The sequence below is a fragment of the Pedosphaera parvula Ellin514 genome (genome assembly GCF_000172555.1).
Taxonomy (GTDB): Bacteria; Verrucomicrobiota; Verrucomicrobiia; order Limisphaerales; family Pedosphaeraceae; genus Pedosphaera.
Genome location: NZ_ABOX02000012.1, coordinates 79,135 through 103,292, shown reverse-complemented (window position 1 = coordinate 103,292; position 24,158 = coordinate 79,135). Strand labels below are relative to the sequence as shown.

The window sequence follows — 24,158 nt, the reverse complement described above, 5'->3', positions numbered from 1 at the left end:
CCCATCTGGGCGCATGCCTCAGCAGGAATGCGCCCAGATGGCCGTTTATTGTGCCGGGTCAACCTCCCGGTCATTCTTCTGTATCAGCGTTTTCCCATTCCGGATATTTTGCCGGGGATACCTGGCCGCGTCTGATCAACTCCTGTAAATCACGAATGATGGTTCGCCGGGCGACATTGAATTCCCTGGCCAGGGCTGAAATGTTGGGTCGCCCTTCAGATTTGGCTATGATGTCGCGAATTTTGTTCTGGCGACTCAACCTATCGGTGGATCGGCTCAGTAACTCGTGAGCGTCGATCCGTTTAGACCGTTCCAAGGCTTCAAACTGGCGAATGACTTCAGCGGCTCCACATTCCTTGAGAGCGGTTTCGACCGTGCGACGAAGTTCATGGACATCGACCGGCTTGGGAAGACAATAGTGAGCCCGTCGGGGCCCCTGCAATGCTTGAAACTGTTGATGCACCTCCAACGCCCCTGAAACAATTATGATCGGGGCAAACGGTTGGAGTTCTTTTAATTCCGGCAGGAATTCCAATCCCAGTTCGCCATCAGCTAAAACATGATCGAGGATCACAGCATCGGGGATAATTCCAGGGATCAGGGAAATAGCCTCAGTCCCTTTCATCACACGAGTGAGCTGATATCGGGAGAGAGCGTCCTCGTAGATCTCGTATTGGAGATCATCGTCCTCGATTATTAAAATTTTAGCAGCGTCCTTAGCCTTTGATCCGGTCGTCATAAGTTCTCACCTGCTCGGGTATCGACGGGCAGAAGCAGAGTAAACCTGCTTCCTTTGTCTACCGTCGAGGTAACTGCGAGTCCAGCATCAATTTTCTTTGCCAGTTCATAGACCATTGAAAGTCCCAGCCCTGTGCCGCGCCGGGCTGAAAACGCCTTGGTGGTAAAGAATGGTTCAAATATCCGAGGCATGATCTCAGCCGGAATTCCCGTTCCCACGTCCGCCACCGAAACAGCAACATACCGCAATGCCGATTTTGGTGCGAGGGCCAGGCTGCCGGGTAACTGGTTAATTAATTCCGAGCTCAGAATGATTTGCTTATGATGCGGCATCGCTTCGGCTGCATTAAATATAAAGTTTAGCAATATTTGCTGAATGAAGTCCTTGGATACCCGCACAGACGGAAGGGATTCCGCTTTTCTCACCTCGACTTCGACTTCCCGCAGAAACCGATCTCCAAGCAAGCGGACTGTTTCGTCCACCACCGAATTTACGTCTGAGGTGAGTTCCTGCTGGTCGGGACCGCGACTAAACCCCAACATGGCCCTGACAATGCCTGCTCCCTGTTCCACCACCGTCTTGATGCGACCGATGCGGACGCGAATCTTATCCTGATTTTCCACATTCTCCTCAATAATTTGAGCGGAGCCTTTAATGATGGATAGGATGTTGTTAAAATCGTGTGCAATTCCTGCCGCCAGAGTTCCCAAAGCATTCATTTTTTGACTGTGCAGCAGTTCCTGATTGGCAAGTTCCAACTCTTTGGTGCGTTGAGCGACCTTCTGTTCGACTTCAGAATAACTGCGCAGCAACTGGCGGTGCCGATTGAGTGCCAAGCCACCAAAAACCAAAGTTGCAGTAGCGGCCAAGGCAGCGACAAGCAGCAGACGGGTTTCCTGATACCAGCGTAGTGTGATGGCGAACTCAAGGATGGATGGTTTAGGATCAATATTCCAATTCCGATCCATCGATCTGACCTGAAAGTAATGTTTTCCGGCAGCGAGGTCCTGAAAACTGGCAGTTTTCTCTTCGGAGAAAGGCGACCAATCCCGCTCATCCAATCGGTAGGAATAAAGCAGCCGTTCGGCGGGAGTGTATTTCCACTTATCGCGTCCCGCATATGAAACGGGTACAATAGCTCCCTCGAGAAGACTGTTATTGTCCTCTCTCAAAGGGTTAATGATGGTCTGAGGAGGGTCTAGATCTGCATCTGCATGATAAATGCTTAAGCAGTGTTCAGTGGCAACCCAAACCCGTCCCCGGCTGTCCTCAGAGAGATGTTCGATATTCTCGTCCGGTAATCCTTCAACCGTTCCGTTTAGTGCCCAGGTTCCCTGGTAAAATCGATAGAGGCCTTTGGCAGTCGCGACCCAGACACTTCCCTCACGACTTCTGACGAGCTCATTGATCTTTCCGAAGCCCGAACGAATTAATGACCACGATTTGCCATCGAATTCCCAAATCCTGTCCATCATACCAAACCAGATTTTATTGTCGCTCACTTCAGTCAAACAAAGCGCTCCTTCGGGCACGAGTCCATCGGCGGGCAAAAACGTCTGCCATTCTTTGCTATGGTACCTGGAAAGGTACCGTTCACCGGTTAGCCATAGGTCTCCATTACCGGAAGCGTAAAGATGCTGAACCTGCCGATTCGAACTCAAATCGGGTTGAGCAAAGGGAAAACTTCCCAAGGCTTCGCCATCGAAGGTTACGAGCTTTCGAGACTCACCGTTGGCTGATGAGGGCAGTTCCAAACAGAGCGTTCCATCGCGCAAAAACCCGAGCGGCTTAAGCTGCTTCCCGGTAATTGCTGACAGCGTTCTGAATTTGGAGGTCCTGGGTTGGAACTGAATCAGATCCGCTTTCGTTTCGATAATCAGGCTGCCGTCGTTGAGAGCGAACAATTGCTTGGCGGTTTCCGAGCGTGGGAAGATTTTTGGGGGAATGACAAAGGTTTCCCAGGCATCTTCATGGAACAAGAAAAGGGAATTGTCCTGCACCAGCCAAATCCGGCCTCGTGCATCTTGTGTGACGGACTCACACTTGGAGTCAAGTCCCGAGAATGCAGCCGGCGTGCTCCAGGCGGGCGGAGCATAACGGAAGAGTCCATCTAAAGATGCGATCCAAAACACGCCATGTGGCTCAATGGCGAGGTCAACGAGCTTATTGACTGGTAACTGTTGATTTTGACGAAAATCACCCCCGTTCTCTTCAAAAGCCAGCAAATAATCCCGGGTTGCCGCCCAATAGATATTCCCTACGCCACGCCACGCACGGACATAATCGTCCTGCCTGATGGATAAAACCGACCAACGTTTGCCATTAAAGTGCACCACTGCTTTTAAGGAACCTTGTTTCGTTTGCCCCAGAAGAATGAGGCCGCCTTCTTCATCAAGCGTAGGTGCCTCCAGATAGTTAAATTGCTCAAATCCTTTGGTTGAGGGAACGTAATCCTGCCATCGGCTATTTCGTGTAATAGTCCGAATTGGTCCCGATAATTTGACCACTCCTCTTTGCCCGGATATCCAGAGTCCACCATCATCGGCGATAACCATTCCTGTAAATGAGCCTACGCGACTTTGTTCGGAAAGGTGGATAGTGCTGGTTTTGGGAGTTTCCGAACGTTCATTGTTAAACTCACACAACGCATCCGCCAGCAGGAATAGGACATGCCCCTGTTTGGTAGGCAACAATTGCATATCCTGTAGAATGGCAGGATTTCTTGCGTATTCTTTTTGAATTTCGAGTACCTTATACTGGTGCCAATCCTTTCCGTCGTATTCCTGCAATCCGCCTTCCCAGAGACTCCAAAGTTGGCCGCCAGGACTCTCGCAAGGTTTTCCACCAAACTTCGGCGGTGCTGGAATCTTTCTGACCGTATAACCATCCAGAGAACTAATGGATTCTGAGCCGGAATGTTTTACCAATGCTCGTCCGCGGGGGCCGGAACTAACCGATAAACAGGAATTAGCCGCCAGTCCGTCCTCGACCCCATACTTCCGGATAACCGGAATGCTTTGGCTCCAATCCGGAGTTGCCATTGCCATGATTGCCACTATAACTAGCCAGTGCTTAGCCATTCGCTTGGGGCAGGGTTTGCCGCTTGCAATGGATATTATCCAGACAACATTCATGCGGTGCAATCAAAACAAGAGGTGTGCATTGAAACACACAGTTCCCAACCGTAACACAATGCCTTAGAACTGAAATCTATTGCTGTGGAAAACTGCCTTAAATCCGCAACCTCAAGTCGGGTTATGAAATACCCGGACGGGAACAGGAACGGATCGTGCCGCCTGGCAGCCTTCACCCTGATCGAACTCCTGCTGGTGGTCGCCATTATTGGCATACTCGCAGGTTTGTTACTGCCGGCGCTTTCATCTGCCAAAGCCAAGGGAAATACAGTGGCATGCCTGAGCAATCTAAAACAGCTTGGACTCTGTTTTCAGATGTATAACGCAGACAACGATGGCAGGTTTGCGGATAATCTTCCGAACTTCTATACCGGGACGGACCCGGGCTACAGCAACTCCTGGGTGGTGGGCGACATGACTCGAATTGCCGAGGCTACCAATCAGAACTTGTTGCGGCAGAGCAAATTCTTTCCTTACGCAACATCCGCGAAACTTTTTCATTGCCCGGTTGATCAGGCTAGGTCAAACGGGTTTGATCGGTTACGCAGCTACTCGATGAATTGTTGGATCGGAAGTCGATACATGAACAATAGTACCTATGCAAACGGTGCATACCGCACTTTTCTTAAGGAAAGTGAGCTGACCTCACCAGCGCCTGCCGCATTATGGGTGATGATGGATGAATCCGAAGCCACGATTGATGACGGTTGGTATCAAATCACGTTCGACAGCAGCACTTCGCTATACGCTAACGACAGCTTCTTTGGAACACGGCATCAACGTGGTTATACCATTGATTTCGCGGATGGACATGGAGAACTTTACAAACTCCGAGATCCGGGCACGCAGATTGGCAAACAACTCTCTCCGACCAATTCTGATTTGGTAAGGTTAAGGAATGTGACCACCAGTGCTTATGGAGCCCCATAGCAGCAGACAATTTTCGATGGTTGCTGGATGGAACTGGTTGTATTTTAAACCAAGCCAATTCTTTCTCTCACCTCATCAACGAATAATGTGACGGGCCTTTTTGTCGATGGATAAAAGCTCCAATTGCGAACTCGTGCAAACGTGGCCAAAATATGCGACACAAAAATTCTTTTTACCTTCGTGTTTTTCCGGTATGATTACTGACCACAGCTCTACGGAACATGAAAAATCTGATCCTTTGCATAATAATTTTGGCTTTTGGCAGTCTGGCCGCAACAGCGCAGGTGGAGAAGCCATTACGGATTTTTATCCGTGCCGGCGTGAAGACGCACGGCCCGGGACAGCACGACCATCCTCGCTTCCTCAAAGAATGGACCGAATTGCTTAATCAGCGGGGTGCCAAGGCTGATGGGGCCTTGAATTTTCCGACAGCAGAACAGTTGGAAGCCACGGATGTGCTGGTGCTATATGCCCAGGAAGGCGCGGACATTTCGTCGGAACAACGGGTGAACCTCGACAAATTCCTCAAGAAAGGTGGAGGCATCGTGGTGCTTCATGATGCCATCTGCGGAAAGGATGCGCCTTGGTTCAAGACAGTGGTAGGCGGCGCCTGGGATTATGCCCACGCCAAGTATTTTGAGGGAGACGTTTCCATTTATTTTCAAGACTACCACACACCGATTACGAAAGGTGTATCCAATTTTGATTTCGAGGATGAGATTTATTATCAACTCGACCTGATGCCGGAGGCACACGTTTTGGCTTCAACGTATAAGCCCGATGAGCGCAATACACATGACGGCAAGCTTTATCCATCAGTTTATGAGATCGTCCCGCAGATGTGGACCTATGAGAAGGACAACTACCGCGCATTCGTTTCGATTCCCGGCCACAATTACAAAAGCTTCGAACTGCCGCACTTTCGGGCTTTGCTGCTGAGAGGTATTGCCTGGGCTGGCAAGCGGGATGCAGACCTGTTGGTCAGCAAGGAGGAACTGGCAAGCCTTCGATATCCAGAAGGTGGGCCGACGGTTCCGGAAAAGGCGGTTGCGAAAATTGTGGTTCCTCCTGATTTTAAAGTAAATCTCGTGGCGTCTGAGCCTTTGATCGATAAGCCCATCTCCATGGATTGGGATGCCAAAGGACGCCTCTGGGTCGCCGAAACGCCGGAATATCCCTATCGCCAGGATCGTTCCGTTGCTCCTTATGATCGCATCTCCATCCTGGAAGATACCAACGCAGACGGCATCATGGACAAGAAGACAATGTTTTACGAAGGACTGGATTTGGTTACGAGCATGGTTTTGTACAAGGATGGAGTGATTGTATCACAGGCACCGGATATTTATTGGTTGCGGGATACAAAAGGCACAGGAAAGGCAGACACGAAGGTGTTGCTTTATACGGGTTTTGGGAATCGAGACACGCATGCCGTGCTTAGCAACATGCGCTGGGGATTCGATGGTTGGGTTTACGCAACCGTTGGTTATAGCAAGGGGGATATTTATTCGGGCGACAGGAAGCAACATTTCGGCACCGTGACCGAGGGAGTGTTTCGATTCAAGCCGGATGGCAGTGCATTGGAGCAGGTGGCCTCCAAAGGTGGTAACACGTGGGGCGTGGATGTGGCTCCTGACGGCGAAATTTTCTTCAGTCAGGCGAATGGGAACCACGTGGACCATGTGGTGATGCCAGAACCGATTTTGGCTAAAGGAAAGATTGGAAACGCTGTCAGCGGATTGAACATCGAAGATCACAAGCGGAGCTATCCGTTGATGAGTTGGACAAAGCAGGCTTACGTGCAGATTGACTGGGTGGGCAATTTCACCGCGGCTTCCGGCTGTTGTATCTACGATGGCGGCGCCTGGCCGGAAAAGTATAATTATACTCACTACGTAGCCGAACCAACGCTTAACATTGTCCATCAGGACGTGCTTAAGCCTCATGGTGTCACTTATGTGGCCAGCAAGGATCACGAAATGGAGGAGCAGGAATTCATTGCCAGCAAGGATCTTTGGTTCCGTCCCATTCACCAACGTGTTGGCCCGGATGGGGCGCTTTATATACTGGATTTTTATAATCAGGCTGTGGTTCATAACGATACACGCGGTACAAGGCATGACCCCCAAAGCAACGCCGCGATTCGTCCCGATCGCGATCATTATTTCGGACGGATTTGGAGGGTGCAGTATCAGGAACCAAAGAAGTTTAACCTTCCCAAACTGGATGGAGTGAAGCCAGTCGAACTGGTCAAAGCTTTGGAACATCCCAACGAATGGGTCAGAGCCACAGCCCATAGATTGTTGGATGAGCGCGGAAAGATGGATGTGGTGCCAGCTCTGGAGAAATTAGCCAGATCCGAAAAAGCGTCGGAGTCTGCCCGTATTCATGCCCTTTGGGTGTTGAACAATCTCGGTGCAAAGGAATCAACCCTCCTCGTTTCCTCGCTCAATTCGAAAGATTCAGGAATAAGGAAAAACGCACTTAAGATTGCTGCGCTTGGAACGGGCAGCGATGGCGAATCTCAGACAAAAATTGAGGAGGCTGTTTTGCAGCGTGTGAAGGATTCTGATCCACGTGTGCGGTTAGAGGCGATCATCGCACTGGGTGACTTTCCAACGGACGAAAAGATAGTGAAGACTTTGGTCTCCGCATATCCAGAGCTGAAAGATCAGTGGTTGGAATCAGCGGTGGCCGGCGTGTCATCAAAGAGTCCTGAGAACTTTATCGCTGCGGCTTGCGAGGCTGGAACTCCGCAGGAATACGCTGCCTTGGTTACACTGCTCAGCAATCAGTTTGCGTCAAAGCAGGATGCAAACGGAGCTGCCCGACTGTTTGAATTGGTAGCTTCCAAGCCTGCGGCAGCTGATCCGCTCAAGGAAATTGTGTTGAATAGTTTGGTCAGAGAGTTGAGGCCTGGAACAGCACCCGACTGGTCGCCCGAGTTGCAAAAGGCATTTCAGCAACTCATGGCTTCTCCCAATCCAAAACTTACAACAATGGCGCTGCCGCTGATGTCGCGTTGGGACAAGAATGGTGCGTTGGCGGGGGAGGCCAAGGCAATTGTTGCCAGGCTGATTGGAGAACTGAATGACGCGAACCAGCCAGAAGAAAACCGTGCGCAAATTGTAAACAGCCTATTGGCCATCAGGCAGATGAATGCAGAGATTGTGCCATCGGTGGCAAACATTCTTGGTTCATCCAGTTCGACCAGTTTGCAACGAAAAGTGATCGAATCCCTGGGTAGTTTGCCGGATGCAAGTTTGGGTGACACTTTCATAGCCGCATATCCCAAGGTCAGCACTGAATTGCAGGATGTCTTGGTTAACCAGCTTTTGAAACGAGGCGACTGGTCACTCACTCTGGTGGATGCGATCAAAGGAGGGAAAGTGAACTTGTCTTCCATCGGGCCGGTCAACATCAACCGTTTGCGGACACACAGCGACCCGGCGGTGGCGGAGAAGGCGAACAAAATCATAGATGAATTACGCGGTCCGGAGGCGAAGGAGAAAAATGAATTGATCGCAAAGTTCACCCCGCTGGTCACGCAGCCTGGGGATGTCACCCGTGGACATCAATTGTTTTTACAGAATTGCGCGGTTTGCCATCGTCTGAATGGGGAGGGGAAAGATATTGCTCCGGACCTCACCGGCATGGGAGCGCACGGGTCGGCGGAATTGATCGTTCATGTGTTGGATCCGAATCGGGTCGTTGAACCGAACTTCTACGCTTATAGCGTTGAAACCAGGGATGGAGAGATTTATGACGGGATAATTGCGCGTGAGAATAGCGCCAGCATCACTTTGCGCAATGCCGCCGGGGATACAGAAATCAAAACTTCCAACATCAAGAGCCGTCGCAACACCGGGCTCTCGTTGATGCCGAACGGATTTGAAGCACTCGGTGCGGACAATCTCCGGGATATTCTCAGCTATCTTTGCGCTGGAGAATCCAACTATCGACTCGTGGATTTGCAATCGGCATTCACCGCCAACAGCCTGAAGGGATTGTTCAACGGCCCCGAGCTAGTCGATGAAACGCTGGCATTCAAGCACTTTGGAATTACGAAAGTTTCAGGAATTCCTTTTGATGTCGCCAACCCGCTCAAAACGACAACCGGCAGAAATCTTGTCGTGTTAAAAGGCGGAAACGGATTTGCGAAGACCATGCCACAGCAGGTTGTGGTGGAGAAATTGGATCTTAAAGCAAATCGCCTACACTTCCTGGGTGGAGTTGGCGGCTGGGCTTATCCAATCGGAGGAAAGGATTGGGAGAATATTCCAGTCGCTAAAATCACGGTGTTTTACGCGGACAAGGAAAAGGAGGAATTCATCCTTAAAAACGGACAGGAAGTTGCGGACTACATCGGTGCTTATGATGTTCCCGGTTCAAAATCAGCGGCTGATTTAGTCAAGCATGGTCAGGTGCGCTGGTTCACCAAATCGCTGAAGCATCATGATGTCATTAGCAGCATATCGCTGGAAAGTTTTGACAATCTTGTGGCGCCGGTTTTTGTGGCGATCACGGCAGATAATGGAGCCGGGGCAGAAACAGAAACTGTCGCATCACCTGTTAAGGCCGAACCTTTGCACTGGGATAATGGCAAGCATCTTTTGATCGTGGGCGGTGGCAGTTCCCACGATTTCAACCGTTGGTTCAAGGAGGCTGATTCAGCAACACTGGCTGAAAAGGACAAAGTCGCAGTCAATTATCTCGATCAGGTGGATGCGGTTGAGTCCAACCTCAAGGATGTCGATGTCTTGTATCTCAGCACGAATCAACAGATGACTGATCCCGGGTTGCGAAAAGGCATATTTGATTTTGCCAACTCGGGACGTGGCATGCTGCTGGTGCATCCGGCGCTCTGGTACAATTGGAAGGACTGGCCAGAATATAATCGCGTGCTCGCAGGTGGCGGAGCGACCAGTCACGATAAGTATGGTGAATTTGAAGTCACGGTCACGGACTCTGGTCATCCCGTCATGGCAGGAGTGCCAAAAACCTTTCGCATTTCGGATGAGCTGTATCACACAAAAATTGATCCGACGGGAACACCCATCGAGATTCTGGCTACTGGAAAAAATCTGGCGACAGGTGAGACTTATCCGGTTCTTTGGATAGTGAAGCACCCGAAGGCCCGGATCGTTTGCTGCACCTTGGGCCACGATAGCAAGGCTCATGACTTGGATGCCTACAAGGCGATTCTGCGCAATAGCGCGAGTTGGGTTTCCAGCAAATAGCTCCCAAACAATTATTTTTAGATTTCGAAATCGAATCCGCCGCGAGTGCTGGCTTGACGGATGAATGTGGTACACGAACAATCCTTCCGATTCTACTTATGGGTTCTAAAATTGTATTTAGCTTTACCGGTTTGTTCGTTTGCTCTGCGGCTTTGGCCCAACCAATCGATACAAAAGGAAATGATTCTTATCTGGCGAAGTTTAATCCTTCGCCAGCACCTGCGGCAAAAAAGCAGCTCCTGAGGAAGGATGATCGCCTGGCAATTTGCGGCGATTCCATCACCGAGCAGAAGATGTATTCGCGAATCATGGAGACTTACCTGACGGTTTGTCAGCCTGAGTTAAATGTTTCGGTGCGCCAGTATGGATGGAGCGGGGAACAAACGCCGGGATTTCTCGCGCGCATGACGAACGATTGTTTGAGGTTTCACCCGACCGTGGCGACGACTTGTTATGGAATGAATGACCATCATTATCGTGCCTTCGAGGATTCCATTGGGCAGGCGTATGCCTCCAATACCACGGCGATAGTTGAGGCCTTTGAGAACCATGGCACGCGCGTGGTGCTTGGCTCCGCGGGTTGTGTCGGTAAACGTCCGAGTTGGGTGGGAGATCCAAATGCAACCAAGGATGATTTGAACCTTAATCTTTGCAGGTTGCGCAATATTGACGTGGATATTGCAAAAAAGGAAAAAGTAACTTTCGCCGACGTGTTTTGGCCGATGCTTACGGCTGAACATTTTGCCATTCAAAGTTACGGGACCAATTATGCGGTGCCGGGCAAGGATGGGGTACACCCAGGGTGGGCTGGCCATGTGGTGATGGCTTATGCCTTCCTGCACGCTTTTGACATGGATGGCAACTTGGGAACTTTTAAGGTCGATCTTAAGTCCGGCAAAGCCGAAGTTTCAAAAGGACATGAGGTGGTCAGCAGCAAGGATGGAGAGGTGACGATTACCAGCCATCGCTATCCGTTCTGCACAGGAGAAGGAGACGTCACGAAGGATGACAACGTGCTCTCAGGCACCAAGCTGATTCCTTTTAATCAGGAGTTGAATCGCATGATGCTGGTAGTGAAGCATGCCAAAGCCAAGTCTTATCTGGTTACCTGGGGTGCGGAGACCAGGTGTTTCAGCGGCGACCAACTGGAAAAGGGAATCAACCTGGCGGCGGAGTTTGCGCGCAATCCCTTCCTCGAGAATTTCAAAAAGGTGGATGAAGCAGTGGCGGCAAAGCAGGGCTACGAAACCAAACAGATAAAGCAGACGTTCCGTAGCACGGAGGCCAGAAAGGACATGGAAGCCGTAGTAACTCAGACTGAGAAGGAACGCGATCCATTGGTTGCTGCCATCAAGGAAGCCTTTGTGCCGGTGACGCACACAATCAAGATTGTGGCACAGTAAAAGCACCACCAGGCACTGAGCCTTGAGTGTGAAGGCAAGTCTACGGGCCGAGATCAATTGTCTGGAAGTTATCGAAGTAAAGATTGTAGATGCCTGAACCACCGGCAGGGACCAGGCAGAGGTGTTCCAGAACGCCTTTGCCGCTGCTCGTTTGCAGAATCCCATTGCCGGTGAATGCACGGACGGGTTCATAAGGGATCAGGAACTGCACGGTTGTCCATTGTCCGGCTGATATCCATCTGCCCTTCGGGGGAGGTTGTGAATTATCTGTCGAGCCCCCCACCCATTCAATGCCTCCGCTCGTTCCACCATCGAATCCAATGGGATTGGTGGTGCTGGTTTCACGGAAGCCAAAAGCAACATAGACGTCCTTATCGGTGTAAACATCAAATGCCAATGCCATGTTGGTGGCAATGGTCGGATTGGGAAGATTGGTTGCCGCGAACGTAGTCAGGCGCAACCATGGGCTGGTGGTTCCTGATTTGAACGCCCAGGAAACCTCGAGGACATTGGAACTCGAGTGACCAACTGGAAAGTTGTTGGTGACGCAAGCAAGAGAGTTGAAAGTGAGGTCGAGGAAATTTGAAGTGGAGCCGGAGTAGGAAGGTTTTTGAAATATGACCAGAGCTCCGGAAGGGTAAGCCTCAAAATCCGTGAGGAGATTGGCGGTTGCAAGATAGGCTCGGTAGTAGCGGGAGGAAAAGCTGGGTGCGTTGGTATCGACAAAGGGCAAGGGGCCGTTGGTGCCGGGAAGAACGACGATGGGAGTCCAGTTGACGAGATTGGTGGAGGCTTCAATTACGTACTGAGTTCCAGCCGAACCACTGAAAATCAACAACACCCAGCCGTTGGAAAGTACGTTAGCCGAGGCGAATTGAAAGCTGCCGCTGGTGACAGTCAGATGAGCGGGAGCACTGGCAAGACTGCCGGCGGGATTGGTGACGAGGACATCGTAGTCGCCGGCGTTGGCGGGTTGAACATTGGTCAGGGTGAGAGTGCTGCTGGTAGCGCCCGAGAGGTTGGAGGCGTTGAAACGCCATTGATAACTGAGAGGAGCGGAGCCGGTCGCGAGGACGGAGAGCGTTACGTTAGTGCCAGTAGCGGCGTTTTGACTTTGAGGCGGCGTGGTGATGGAGGGAGGTGTCAGAGAGTTGGTGCTGAGATTTTCAACACGGACATTATCAAAGATAACGAAGGCATTCGAAGCAGGGCTGGCGATGGAAGGAAAGACGTCCATAAAACCAAGCATGATGTTGCCCGAAGCGAACGCAGAGGCGTTGGTACGCTGGGCAATGAGGGTGTCGTCCAGTTTCCAGGTGAGGATGCCATTCATCTGGGAAACTTCGGCTGCGACCCAGTTCTTGCCGGGTGCGCCAACGGTTTCGAATCGCGAATTGGCAAAAAGAGCTGGGTAGATACCACCGGCAGCATCTGCGGAAGCCATGCCGTTGGTGGTCGGATTCCATTGGGCTTGGAGTCCGGAGGGATTGCCAATGTAGGAGCGATAATCGGCGGTGGTGCCGCCTTCACCATCAACCCCGAACCAGAGGCCATCGGTCGAGGAAGCGGAGGTAGCAGCCCAGTTTGCCTCAGTGCCAGAGTGATTGATGCCGAAAATTCCAAATTCCGTGCTGCCCGTGGCACCGCTACCGACCGCTCCACCAGGATAGTTGATCCACATATCGAACTTGAGAGCGAAGTTGTTGGTGAAAAATTGGTTCTTTGGATAGATATTGACGCCAGCGATTACGCCGTTAGTGTCGTTATTATTGACGGTGAAACGAACGCCACGAGTGGTGCCGCTGATGGAATTAGGCGCTGGAGGAATTACGTAGGTTGTCCCATTAAATGTATAAGGGATGGCTCTGTAGTCGTAAGCCCAATCGGCTGTATAATCAGGAACGTTGTTGCCTGAGCCCCAGAAGAGATTCCAATTAGCGGAAGTGTCGGTGTCGAAGTTATCCGAAAACAGAAGAGGGTAGGCATTCGTATTGATGCGCAGCAGGGCGGGAATGGTCGTATTAGAACCGGAAATGTTGGTGATGACAGCGGTGTAGGTTCCGGAGTTGGCCGTCGAAACGTTGGTCAGCGATAGAGTTGAGGTTGTGGCACCAGGAATGGAAGAACCATTGAGTTTCCATTGATAGGCAAGTGGTGCATCGCCGACGGCGATTACGTTGAAGCTGATGGTTGAGCCAGCGTTTACAGTTTGACTGTAAGGTTGGCCGGTGATCACGGGAACTGTTGCGTAATGCGGGTAGTGCGGAGTCGCGATGACGCCTTCATCGCTGAGGAGGGGCCACAGAATTGAACTGGTCAGGATATTTGTGATTGTGTTTGGTGAGCCATCGAGAGTGACGGCCATTTGAACCATGCGAATGCCGTGGCTGTAATCAGCATAGGTTTCCTCGTGCACGGCAGTGACATCCTGAATCCAGGAACCGTTGGGATAGTGCCAGCCGTAAATGACAACACGTCCAGGCGCAGGATTACCATAGATGCGGGTTGAAATAATCACATCCTTCTTATCACCATCGACCAAAGCTCCCAAAGGGAAAGAATTAGTGGTGGCATTCCGTTGGCCTCGGACAGTGGTATTATGATCAGCAAAAACAGGAACTGTGGTCATGGCACCACTGGGGGGAATCGGTGAAGGATTCAGATGCACCGCGGCATTGGTGTAGTGATAATCCACCATCATGCGAGTCGGCAGAGTGCAATTGAGGAGATCGGCTACGCGCTGGGCGAGCAGGGGAGTCATCGGTTCAAGGAAATAATCCTGGTCGGAACCGATGGCCATATAATCAGGCGTGACGTAGTAGGTGAGCGTGTGTGGTGTGCCGCTGATGGTTTTGGTGATCGTGATTGGAACGAGATTAGTCAACCAGCTGGGGACGTTGCCAATCTGGATTTGTGAGAGGATCCAATTTTCACGCTCGGTAAGTCCCATGGGGGAAATGATCTTAATGAATTGGCTTCCTGTAGGAGCGCCGGGCGGACGGGGTGGAAGGTGGAGTGTTTGAGAGAAAGAAAATGCCGTGGAGACAAGGAAGGCCAAGCTTGCCAACCAATATATCAGTAAGCGCATCGGTTTTATCTTTGTACTGAGGGAGCCACGTAGGCCCCGTATTTCGTGGCACGGCTGAGGCGTGCAAAGTATTCGTGAAGGGTTTGCGAAATTGCCTTCATGGCATCAGGGGCATCGTGCTCAACGCCATAATTTTCCATGATCACAACAATGTAGGGACGGTCTTTGAGATATACAATTGCCCACTCCGTAGCTACACCTGAGATATTTCCAGGTTTGGTGGCGACGACCGTGCCATCAGGAAGTCCGGCGGTAAGGTTGGTCGGCTTTGGCTTCTTAAGGATCGCGAGGATATCATCGCAAATAGACCTGTTGATGAACTCACCTTTATGGAGGAGTTCCAGGATGCGGACGCCCTCAGCCGGTGTGGAGAGATTTTCATCTCCGCGCAAGGAAGCGGCGGCGTCCATCATTCGACGTTGTAGCCGTGTTTGCTCAAAGCCAAGAGAGTTGAGGGTTTGATTGACATTGGTGATGCCGACGAGGTCGATCAACAGATTGGTAGCCGTGTTGTCGCTGATGAGAATCATGAGAATGCAAAGGTCATGAATGGTCATTTGGACCGTGCCGTCACCCAATTCAAAAAGGATGCCGCTACCAGAGGTCTTGTCCTGCTTCTCGATGCGGCGCGTGTCAGTGAGACTGAATTTCCCTGCGTGTGCCTGCTTGTAAACTTCCATGAGCACGGGGATTTTGATGGCGCTGGCCTGGGGGAAAACCATCTCAGCATTGATGTCGAAGCGGTCGTTACTGGTGAGGTCCAACACTGAAATTCCCATGGCGCCACGCGTGTGACTTATGATTTCCTGTAGTTGGGTTTCGGTTTTTGTGCGAATCAGTTGCATGTGCTCGAGAGATGTCACGGGGAAATAAGATGTGGTTACCTGATTGATGATCCGGTTTCCGGCTTCAGCCCCTTTCCCAGAATGATTAGGAACAAACCACAAACCGTGATGGCCAGGCCGCCCCAGATGGTTTTGATGGCGGCGGGGCGATTGGGTGAGATGGGCTCGGAGGGTGGGTGCGCCGGTGCCAGGACTTCAGAGGAAATTGGCGGAAGAACGGCTGAAACTTGTTCCCGATCGAGTTTTGATTTCAACTGGTCGCGTTCGAGTTGTAGTTTTTGCACGTCTGCGACGGCCTTATTGTACGCAGGATCCTCGATGGTGATCTTATTGTTGGAGGACCGGGCGCGTTTGAGCAGGTCAATGGTCTTATCCAGTTCGGCCTTGGTGCTGGCCAGTTCGAGGACTTTCTGCTCGAGGGCGGTATCGATGATGGCGTCGGCTCGTTTGTTGAGTTCTGCTAAAGTATCGGCAGCGTGTTTGGCCTCACTTGAGGCAGGGCCTGAGTTGGTTTTGGCAAAAGTTAATTCGGCTTCGGCTGCGGAGACCTGGTCCATCATTTTGGATACCATCTCATTGGTGGTCATGGTGGGAAAGACCTGGCGCAATTTATCATGGTCGAGACTTTTCAGGAATTGGAGCAGGTTTTGCTTTTTGACATAATCAGTTTCAAGCTCAATGCGCTTTTGTTGCAGGCGGACGAGGCCCTCGGGGTCGATGACGGTAACTGGATTGGTGCTTTGAGCCATGAGGATTTGATAGCGTAGCTTTTTGGCCAGGTCTTGAGCTTCAATCAAAGTCTGGCTGTGGGCTTCCCATTGTTTTCGTAAAGTCTCGATTTTGGCTTCGGTGGTAACTTTTCTCTCGTTGGCGCGATAATCACGATAGACGCGAGAGATTTCGTTGGCGATGGTGGCGGTTTCTTCGGGGTCTTCGCTGGTAACTCGAATGCGAATAATGGCGCTGTCGGGCAGTAGGTTGATGGTTGTCTTTTGATGAAAGAGAAGGCGGGTTTCGTTGGTGGTCAGGACGGCGCCTTGTTTGTAGCGTTCACCCCAACGTTGCGCAAGATGGAGGTTCTCCATGACCGGATTGAGAATCGTTTCAGAACGGATGAGACGGAGTTCCCTGGGAACGGCTTCGGGATCGCGCGGAGTGTAAACTGCATTGGTGGAGAGCAAGTCGGTTCGTTGGAAGCGGATCTCGATTTTCAGGTCAGTGGTGGCTTGATAAGTTTTGGGAGTAATGAGCAGATACAAGGAGGCGGCGATACCGGCAAGGAGTCCGCCGAGGGCGAGGTATTTGCCAAAGCGAGCCACTGCAACTCTGGGATTGTTTCTCATTAATACTGTGGATCAGTGTTTACCGGCAGGTCGAATTAGGCAAGCGAAGAAGGGGCGTGAGCAGCACAGAAAGTCAGGAATGACTTGATCCAACAACGGCGAAAGCTGGAAGTGGATGGCCAAAATAAAAGATGACCGATCCGCAATCAGCGACCTGAAAACAGAAGCCAGTTTGAGAGCAGGAATCGAGAGCGCAATCGTCGGCGGCGGTCAGGGTTCGGTAGTTGATCAGCATGAGGGACGATTAGTGGCCAGTTTATCGAATAGTGTCGTTTTATGAGGAGACCTTTGCGGGTTGGGTGGCTTTGGTCAAAATCGTCACAGCGCCTGCCAGCGGTAAATGGATTTCAGATGAATTGGCACTTTAGGTTGAGAACGTTTGGTGGCGGGTTTGCTTGAAGCAGAGCAGGCCGCTGATTTGGGAAATTATGCCGAGGGTAATGAGGATTTTGGCGGTTGAACGGATAAAGCCGGAAGGTTTGGTGGGTGGTTCGGCAAGGTCGATGAATGAGCCCATTTTATCCCCAATCATGTCGTGGTCGGTTTGTCCATCTATTTGACTGGCGAGTTTCTGCCGGAATTTTTGGAGGTGTGCGAAAGCCTGAGGATTTGTTTCGGCATGGCCTACGTTGTTGGTGGCGTCGGCAAGTTGACGGTCAAGTGCAACGAGTTCGTGTTGTAGCTCAGCGAGGTGAGCCTTGGTGAGCTCGACTCGGACATTTTCCTCATAGTGGACATAGGAATCGGCGATGGCGTTGGCAATTTGGGCAGCTTCACCTGGGTCGTGGCTGGTAAACGTGAGCTCGATGAGTTGAGCGTTGGCAACCGGTTTGAGTTGGAGTTGGTGTTTTAGAAGGGCGCGGGCTTCGGAGGTTTTAAGGGGTGTGGGGAGATGGAATCGTTGAGCCCACGTGTCGCGGAGGTGAAGGGCTTCGATGGCGGAGTTGAGGATAAGCTCGGATTGGATAACTTCGAATTCTGTTTGGATGAAGTAGCCGCCACCATAGGATTCGTGAGGCGAATCGTCGACGGAGAGGGCAGATCTGTCAGTAACAGAACGGAATCGGGTAGTGGCTTCGTATTGCTCCGGAAGAGTCAGCAGATAGCCGCCGATGCCGAGAATGGCGGTTCCCAGCACAAGCAGGAGGAGGCCAAGAGTGCTCAGGTGCTTTGTGGTCACGGAGGGTTGACCGTTTATGTTGAAATTTGTTCAAGGAGGCCGGCATTTTGGACTGGAGACGGACGAAATACGTGGTGAAACCCAACATGGAGAGCAGCTCGGGAAATGTAGTGCTTGTAACATAAACTGCCTCCACATAGGATTGCGCGTTGAATCCGAATCTAGTTATGACCAAGAAATCACTGACCCGGCGCGAGTTCATTGGGAAATCCACGATAGCAGCAGCAGGCTTCTGGATTGGCACGCACAGCCTTTCTGCCAAACAGGAAGATCTCATAAACAAGCAGGAGCCGCCAAGTGACCGTTTGAACATCGGAATCATCGGCACAGCGAATCGTGCAGCATCGAATATAACGGGGGTTTCGAGCCAGAACATTGTGGCGGTATGCGATATTGACGACAATTACCTGAGCGCGATTTCACAGAAGTATCCGGATGCCAAGTCGTATAACGATTTCAGAAAGTTGCTTGAGCAAAAGGATATTGATGCGGTGGTGATCAGCACGGCGGATCACACTCATGCAGTGGCGACAATCGCGGCGTTGAATGCAGGGAAGCATGTGTATTGCGAGAAGCCGCTGGCGCATACGGTTTTCGAAGCGCGCGCCGTTGCGCAGGCGGCCGCGAAGAATAAGAAGTTGGCAACGCAGATGGGCACGCAAATTCATGCAGGAAACAATTATCGCCGGGTCGTGGAACTGGTGCAATCGGGAGCGATTGGAAAAGTAAGCGAATGTCACGTTTGGTGCGAGAAGAGTTGGTCTGGTGGGGAGCGTCCGGCGGAGAAACCAAGTGTGCCGAAGAATTTGCATTGGAATTTGTGGCTTGGGCCAGTGGTTGAGAGGCCATATCACCCATCCTATCTGCCGAAGACATGGCGCCGCTGGTGGGATTTCGGCGGAGGGACATTGGGGGATATGGGTTGTCATTACATGGATCTGGCATTTTGGGCTCTCAAGTTACGCCATCCATTGACGATCGAGTCGGAAGGTCCACCGGTGAAACAGGAGACGACACCGGCATGGTTGATTGTGCGTTATGAGTATGAAGCGCGTGAAGGAATGCCACCAGCGCGTGTCACTTGGTACGATGGCGGCAGAAAGCCCGACCTGGTCATGGAAGGGAAGGTTCCACTCTGGAAAAACGGAGTGCTGTTTGTGGGGGACAAAGGAATGCTGGTTGCGGATTACGACCAGCACAAATTGCTTCCAGAACCAGATTTCGCGGGATTTACGCCACCACCGCAACGAATTCCAAACTCAGTTGGACATTACAATGAGTGGATTCGGGCCTGCAAACATGGCTCTCCCACGACTTGCAATTTCGACTACGCGGGAGCGCTTTCAGAAGCGATTTTGCTGGGGAACGTAGCTTATCGCACTGGAACCAAGCTGGAATGGGATGCAATTGCATTGAAGGCAAAGAATTGTAAAGACGCTGCAAATTATATCAAAAGTGAATATCGCAAAGGTTGGTCACTGGTGTAACCAACTGCGACTTTGTCTCGTCTGGTGTTTAACTATGATCCATGCGCAGATTTCTGAGGTCCTGACTTGTCCGCCATCTTCCCGCGTTGGCATGCAGCCGCTGGGGAGTTTTGCTACGAGGAAACGGAGGTTCTGGTGTAACCTGATTTGCTTTTTATTTACCGGCGCATTCGGACTCGTCCCATCGTCAGCACCTGCTGAGGGGAAGAGCGCGCGGCCAAACATTCTGTTTATCATGGCTGATGATCATGCGGCGCATGCCATAGGCGCTTACGGCAGCAAAATAAATCAGACGCCAAATATTGATAGCATCGCGAAAGCGGGCATGCGCTTCGATAATTGTTTTGTGGTGAACTCCATTTGCACCCCCAGCCGGGCGGCGATTCTCACCGGCAAATACAGTCATATCAATGGAGTGACAGTTTTTAATCGGTTTGATGGAAATCAGCCGACCGTAGCAAAAATGTTACAGGCTGCCGGCTATTATACAGGAATGGTGGGCAAATGGCATTTGGAAAGCGACCCGACGGGGTTTGATTACTGGAACGTGTTGCCAGGGCAGGGCAAATATCATGACCCGGATTTTATCGAGATGGGTAACAGGAAAAAGATTGAAGGATATGCGACTGAGATCATCACCGATCTATCAATTAATTTTTTAAAGAACCGGCCGCAGGACAAACCATTTTTTCTTATGTGCCATCACAAGGCGCCGCATCGTCCATGGGAACCCGATGAAAAGCATGCGAAAATGTATGAGGATGTAACCATACCCGAACCGGAGACTTTCAATGATGATTACAAAACCAGGTCCAGCGCTGCAACCGAAGCAACGATGAGAATTGATCGCGATCTTACACCGAAGGATTTGAAGCAAGCTCCGCCACCTGGTTTGGCCGGCGAGGCACTGAAGAAATGGAAGTATCAACGTTACATTAAAGACTATCTGCGCTGCATTGCGTCAGTGGATGACAACGTTGGCAGGCTACTGAAATTTCTGGATGATTCAGGCTTGGCGGAAAACACCATCGTGATCTATACATCGGATCAAGGGTTCTTTTTGGGAGATCACAATTGGTTCGACAAACGGTTCATGTATGAAGAGTCGTTAAGAATGCCTTTTATTGTGCGCTATCCAAACCACATTAAACCGGCGACCGTAAACAAAGACATGATTCTCAATGTTGATTTCGCGCCCACTTTTCTGCAGTGCGCAGGGTTGGAGGTTCCCAAAGAAATTCAGGGGCGAAGCATCCTGCCGCTCCTTCAAGGCAAAGCCCCCAAGGATTGGCGCACGTCAATGTATTATCGATACTATCACTATCCAGCTGATCATAGGGTTCAACCCCACTATGGTGTTCGCTCCGAGCGTTACAAGCTGATTTACTTCAACAAAATCAATGAATGGGAATTCTATGATTTGAAGAGAGATCCACATGAGCTCAAGAACGTTTACGCCGATCCTGCTTACGCCAAGGAAGTGCAGCGAGCCAAAGCAGAGATGGAACGTCTTCGGAAGGAATTAAATGATCACGATCAGTACGCAGACCATCCACCAAAATCCGTGACATCCATTCAATAGTACCTGCTGGCCCTCTGCAACCTACGATGCGAACCTTAGTGGCAATACGCCGCTTTGTGCTATATTATAACGATTAGCCGTTACCGGCTGGTCGGGAACATGAGCACGATTCTGGTGAAAGAAGAGCGCTTTCCGAAAAGACTTTCCGGGTCGGAGTTGGGGGACAGGGTGAGTTAGTCGAGGATGGAGGGGAATGAAAACGTCTTGAGATTTGGATCAAGCGCTACACCAGAGCAATTTCTTCAGAGTTTCAGGCCACTTCCTCCTTGGGGGACTGTGGCTGGACTTGAACCGATGGCCGGTCATTGTTCATTTAAATCAAAAGGAAAATTTGTTTATGAGACCAATCTGGAAAGGAAGCATTAGCTTCAGCTTGATTACCATTCCCATCGCACTCTATCCCGCCTCGCGACGGGAGGAGGTGAGTTTTCGCCTATTGCGAAGCTCTGATCTCAGTCCGGTGAATTATAAGCGGGTCGCGGAAACCGATGGTAAAGAGGTTCCGTGGGATAAAATTGTAAAGGGTTACGAATACGAAAAAGGTAAATTTGTAGTTTTAAAAGATGAGGATTTTCGGCGCGTGGACGTGGAGGCTACGCAGACAATCGATATCATCGACTTCGTTAAATTGGAGGAAATCAATCCGATCTTTTTTGATAAACCGTATTTTCTGGTTCCGCAGAAGGCTGGCACAAAGGCTTACGCGCTCTTGCGAGATGCGCTGCGGAAAACAGGCCGGGTTGGCATTGCCAAGGTTGTCATCAAATCCCGGCAACATCTGGCAGCCATCAAACCCCAGAACAATGCACTTGTATTGGAACTCATGCACTTTGCGGATGAACTGATCAAGCCGGGCAATCTTAACATTCCAGCCAGTTTGGACGTTGGAACGAGGGAGTTGGAAATGGCCACTGACCTCGTGGAAAGAATGACGGATGCCTGGGATCCAGAGAAGTATACGGATGATTATAGATCCGCCTTGATGAACCTGATCCAGAAGAAGGTTGAACATGGTGGAAAAACGCCTCCAGAGGGCCCGACTCAAAAAAAGAAGAAACCGTCCAACGTCATCGATTTGGTGTCGGTTTTGCAGGAAAGTTTGGACCAATCTCACGCAGCAGCTCACACTGGGAAAACGACCAAATCGCCATCCCGAAAACATAAAACGAAAAAGGCTGCCTGATTTGTCCAGCCGGATGGAGCCACGTTAGGATATCTTGGATCAGACAAACCGGGACAGGAACAGGGACTTGGATTGCAACTTCATAGCAATAAGATAGCAATTCCGTAATTACCCCGAAGGCTTTCCGTATTCATTCAACTTTGCCTGGTCGTTATGAATGTCGATATTCATTCGGCAAAGAAAACGACTAAGATATTTATGAGTACGCCGTTGTGCATGGTTGCAGTTCAGGAAAATGAGAGTCCCTCGCCAGGATTGCCGAAGCGCAGAAGGAGAGGGGCTAATATTAACTGGGTTCACGTCTTTAGGCAGATGGCTCTTTGTGCAGTCGGAATTCCTTTGGCATTTGGATGCTATTTGATCATCAATCAACATTTTTTCGGTTCAATCCAGATCGTTGGACACAGCATGTCCCCGACGTTGCGCGAAAATGGCCAGTATTTGGTGAAACGATGGAAACTACGGGATTACACTCCAAAAGCACAAGATATTGTTGTGATAAAGGATCCCGCCGATCAAGGGCTCTCAGTAGAGCGGATTGTTGCTGTCGAAGGCCAGAGCGTGCATTTTAAGGACGGGAAGGTTTTTGTGGATGGAAAAGAACTGCAGGAGCGGTATCTTTCGCCGGGCACTCTGACCTACACATACTCGCAAAAGCATGAGCAGTTAATCCTTTGCGGCCGGAATCAATTTTTTGTGCTGGGCGACAACCGCCTGGCAAGCATCGACAGTCGTTCTTATGGTCCAGTTCCCAGAGCGAACATCCGGGGATTGTTGTTGGCTCGCTAAGCATGACTCACTCCTCAGGAGATTGGATAAGCTTGCCTAAATTTTGCCACCAGATATGCTGTCAACCATGATTGGAAAATTGGTTGACGGCAGCACGCGCGAAAAGTTGAAGGAATTCGGCGAGCGAGTAGTGAATGGAGGTTCCATCTCGCGCGAGGAGGCGAACTGGCTATTTGCTCTGGAAGATACTGCTGACATCTTCGATCTGCTTTCCTGGGCCAATAGAATCCGCGAGCATTACAAAGGGAACAAGATTCACCTTTGTTCCATCGTGAATGCCAAAGCCGGTGCATGCTCTGAGAATTGCAGCTTTTGTGCACAATCCGCGTTTCACCAAACCGGTTCGCCTCGTTACGGTTTCGTTGATCCAGAACCGGTTTTAGAGGCTGCTGAGGAGGCAAATAAGCACGGAGTAACAGCGGTTGGGTTGGTCGCAGCCTGGAAAGGTCTCAATGAAGGCCCAATGCTGGACGAGGTTTGTGATCGAATTCGCGATCTTAAGAAAACCACGAAAACCCGTCCCGACGCCTCCCTTGGCATTATCAAAAGCCAAAAAGTTGCTGATCGATTGAAAGAGGCTGGCCTTGAATGCTACGGGCACAATTTGGAAACCTCCAGGCGATTTTTCCCCAGCCAGTGCACAACTCATACCTATGAGGACCGTATCGAGACCATTGGCTATTTAAAAAAGGCAGGCATCAAGATTTGTTCCGGCGGCATTATCGGAATGGGTGAAACACGGCAGGATCGTTGCGATCTTGCCTTTGCATTAAAGGAAGTCGGGGCGAACGTGGTTCCAATTAATATTCTTAACCCGATTCCCGGCACTCCCTTTGCTGATAAGCCGAAGCTTCCGCCGATGGAAATCCTAAAGACCATTGCGTGTTTTCGTTTTATCCTTCCGAAAAAGGAAATCATGATTGCCGGTGGTCGTACCGTAAACTTGCGGGATATGCAGAGCATGATTTTCATGGCGGGTGCAAGCGCGCTCATGGTCGGCAATTATTTGACCACCTTGAATCAGCCCGTGGAGAAGGATCTCCAAATGTTAAAGGATCTTGGTCTTGACCCTAGCTGGGATAAGCACGATTTCGTTGATCAAGAAGATGAAACTTCTGCCTGTGGTTGCAGCCAGGCGGAGACTGCCAAAACAGCAGCAGTTTAAATCCGGTTCACTGAGCCAGGTCTTGCCGCTCGCTGCTCTTGCGGTTTTGT

At 50.7% G+C, this 24,158-nt stretch carries 14 protein-coding genes; 8 read left to right on the top strand and 6 right to left on the bottom strand.

The window, feature by feature from the left end:
• Nucleotides 1-70: 70 nt before the first annotated feature.
• Both CFLAV_RS11730 and CFLAV_RS11725 read right to left on the bottom strand, forming a co-directional pair.
• On the bottom strand, nt 71-739 hold the full coding sequence (locus tag CFLAV_RS11730; protein WP_007414938.1) for a response regulator: 669 nt from the start codon (nt 737-739) through the stop codon (nt 71-73).
• On the bottom strand, nt 736-3,786 hold the full coding sequence (locus CFLAV_RS11725) for an ATP-binding protein (RefSeq protein ID WP_040548190.1): 3,051 nt from the start codon (nt 3,784-3,786) through the stop codon (nt 736-738). The genes CFLAV_RS11730 and CFLAV_RS11725 overlap by 4 nt, the downstream gene beginning before the upstream one ends.
• A gap of 210 nt (nt 3,787-3,996) precedes the next feature.
• Between CFLAV_RS11725 and CFLAV_RS32210 the strand changes: the two genes are divergently transcribed.
• The 3 genes from CFLAV_RS32210 (at nt 3,997) to CFLAV_RS11710 (ending at nt 11,446) form a co-directional block, all read left to right on the top strand.
• Complete coding sequence (locus CFLAV_RS32210; protein ID WP_007414936.1) at nt 3,997-4,803, top strand: type II secretion system protein; 807 nt, start codon at nt 3,997-3,999, stop codon at nt 4,801-4,803.
• A 221-nt stretch (nt 4,804-5,024) separates the two neighbouring features.
• Nucleotides 5,025-10,043, top strand: coding sequence for a PVC-type heme-binding CxxCH protein (locus CFLAV_RS11715; RefSeq protein ID WP_007414935.1), 5,019 nt, complete (start codon nt 5,025-5,027; stop codon nt 10,041-10,043).
• Between the two features lie 98 nt (nt 10,044-10,141).
• Nucleotides 10,142-11,446: an SGNH/GDSL hydrolase family protein gene (locus CFLAV_RS11710; protein ID WP_007414934.1), complete on the top strand. Its 1,305-nt coding sequence runs from the start codon at nt 10,142-10,144 to the stop codon at nt 11,444-11,446.
• Between the two features lie 40 nt (nt 11,447-11,486).
• Here the strand turns inward: CFLAV_RS11710 and CFLAV_RS32205 are convergent, their stop codons facing one another.
• From CFLAV_RS32205 to CFLAV_RS11690, 4 genes are all read right to left on the bottom strand, one after another.
• Complete coding sequence (locus CFLAV_RS32205) at nt 11,487-14,534, bottom strand: immunoglobulin domain-containing protein (RefSeq protein WP_007414933.1); 3,048 nt, start codon at nt 14,532-14,534, stop codon at nt 11,487-11,489.
• A gap of 5 nt (nt 14,535-14,539) precedes the next feature.
• Nucleotides 14,540-15,397 (bottom strand): serine hydrolase, encoded by an 858-nt coding sequence (locus tag CFLAV_RS11700; RefSeq protein WP_150107373.1) that lies wholly within the window; start codon nt 15,395-15,397, stop codon nt 14,540-14,542.
• Nucleotides 15,398-15,414: 17 nt separating this feature from the next.
• Nucleotides 15,415-16,722, bottom strand: coding sequence for a GumC family protein (locus CFLAV_RS11695; RefSeq protein ID WP_007414931.1), 1,308 nt, complete (start codon nt 16,720-16,722; stop codon nt 15,415-15,417).
• Nucleotides 16,723-17,086: 364 nt separating this feature from the next.
• Nucleotides 17,087-17,902, bottom strand: coding sequence for a GumC domain-containing protein (locus tag CFLAV_RS11690; RefSeq protein WP_007414930.1), 816 nt, complete (start codon nt 17,900-17,902; stop codon nt 17,087-17,089).
• A gap of 167 nt (nt 17,903-18,069) precedes the next feature.
• Here CFLAV_RS11690 and CFLAV_RS11685 point away from each other — a divergent pair, with 167 nt between their 5' ends.
• The 5 genes from CFLAV_RS11685 (at nt 18,070) to bioB (ending at nt 24,108) form a co-directional block, all read left to right on the top strand.
• Nucleotides 18,070-19,389, top strand: coding sequence for a Gfo/Idh/MocA family protein (locus tag CFLAV_RS11685; RefSeq protein ID WP_007414929.1), 1,320 nt, complete (start codon nt 18,070-18,072; stop codon nt 19,387-19,389).
• 34 nt (nt 19,390-19,423) lie between these two features.
• Nucleotides 19,424-20,971: a sulfatase family protein gene (locus CFLAV_RS11680; RefSeq protein ID WP_007414928.1), complete on the top strand. Its 1,548-nt coding sequence runs from the start codon at nt 19,424-19,426 to the stop codon at nt 20,969-20,971.
• Nucleotides 20,972-21,308: 337 nt separating this feature from the next.
• Nucleotides 21,309-22,154, top strand: coding sequence for a non-homologous end joining protein Ku (gene ku / locus CFLAV_RS11675; RefSeq protein WP_007414927.1), 846 nt, complete (start codon nt 21,309-21,311; stop codon nt 22,152-22,154).
• 198 nt (nt 22,155-22,352) lie between these two features.
• Nucleotides 22,353-22,943, top strand: coding sequence for a signal peptidase I (lepB, locus tag CFLAV_RS11670; protein WP_160164563.1), 591 nt, complete (start codon nt 22,353-22,355; stop codon nt 22,941-22,943).
• Between the two features lie 67 nt (nt 22,944-23,010).
• Complete coding sequence (bioB, locus tag CFLAV_RS11665) at nt 23,011-24,108, top strand: biotin synthase BioB (protein WP_040548255.1); 1,098 nt, start codon at nt 23,011-23,013, stop codon at nt 24,106-24,108.
• Nucleotides 24,109-24,158 lie beyond the last annotated feature (50 nt).

Bases quoted from the DNA above. Each gene is read 5' to 3' on its own strand.
- CFLAV_RS11730 (WP_007414938.1), bottom strand. From the start codon at position 739: ATGACGACCGGATCAAAGGCTAAGGACGCTGCTAAAATTTTAATAATC.
- CFLAV_RS11725 (WP_040548190.1), bottom strand. From the start codon at position 3,786: ATGGCAATGGCAACTCCGGATTGGAGCCAAAGCATTCCGGTTATCCGG.
- CFLAV_RS32210 (WP_007414936.1), top strand. From the start codon at position 3,997: ATGAAATACCCGGACGGGAACAGGAACGGATCGTGCCGCCTGGCAGCC.
- CFLAV_RS11715 (WP_007414935.1), top strand. From the start codon at position 5,025: ATGAAAAATCTGATCCTTTGCATAATAATTTTGGCTTTTGGCAGTCTG.
- CFLAV_RS11710 (WP_007414934.1), top strand. From the start codon at position 10,142: ATGGGTTCTAAAATTGTATTTAGCTTTACCGGTTTGTTCGTTTGCTCT.
- CFLAV_RS32205 (WP_007414933.1), bottom strand. From the start codon at position 14,534: ATGCGCTTACTGATATATTGGTTGGCAAGCTTGGCCTTCCTTGTCTCC.
- CFLAV_RS11695 (WP_007414931.1), bottom strand. From the start codon at position 16,722: ATGAGAAACAATCCCAGAGTTGCAGTGGCTCGCTTTGGCAAATACCTC.
- CFLAV_RS11685 (WP_007414929.1), top strand. From the start codon at position 18,070: ATGACCAAGAAATCACTGACCCGGCGCGAGTTCATTGGGAAATCCACG.
- CFLAV_RS11680 (WP_007414928.1), top strand. From the start codon at position 19,424: ATGATCCATGCGCAGATTTCTGAGGTCCTGACTTGTCCGCCATCTTCC.
- ku (WP_007414927.1), top strand. From the start codon at position 21,309: ATGAGACCAATCTGGAAAGGAAGCATTAGCTTCAGCTTGATTACCATT.
- lepB (WP_160164563.1), top strand. From the start codon at position 22,353: ATGAGTACGCCGTTGTGCATGGTTGCAGTTCAGGAAAATGAGAGTCCC.
- bioB (WP_040548255.1), top strand. From the start codon at position 23,011: ATGATTGGAAAATTGGTTGACGGCAGCACGCGCGAAAAGTTGAAGGAA.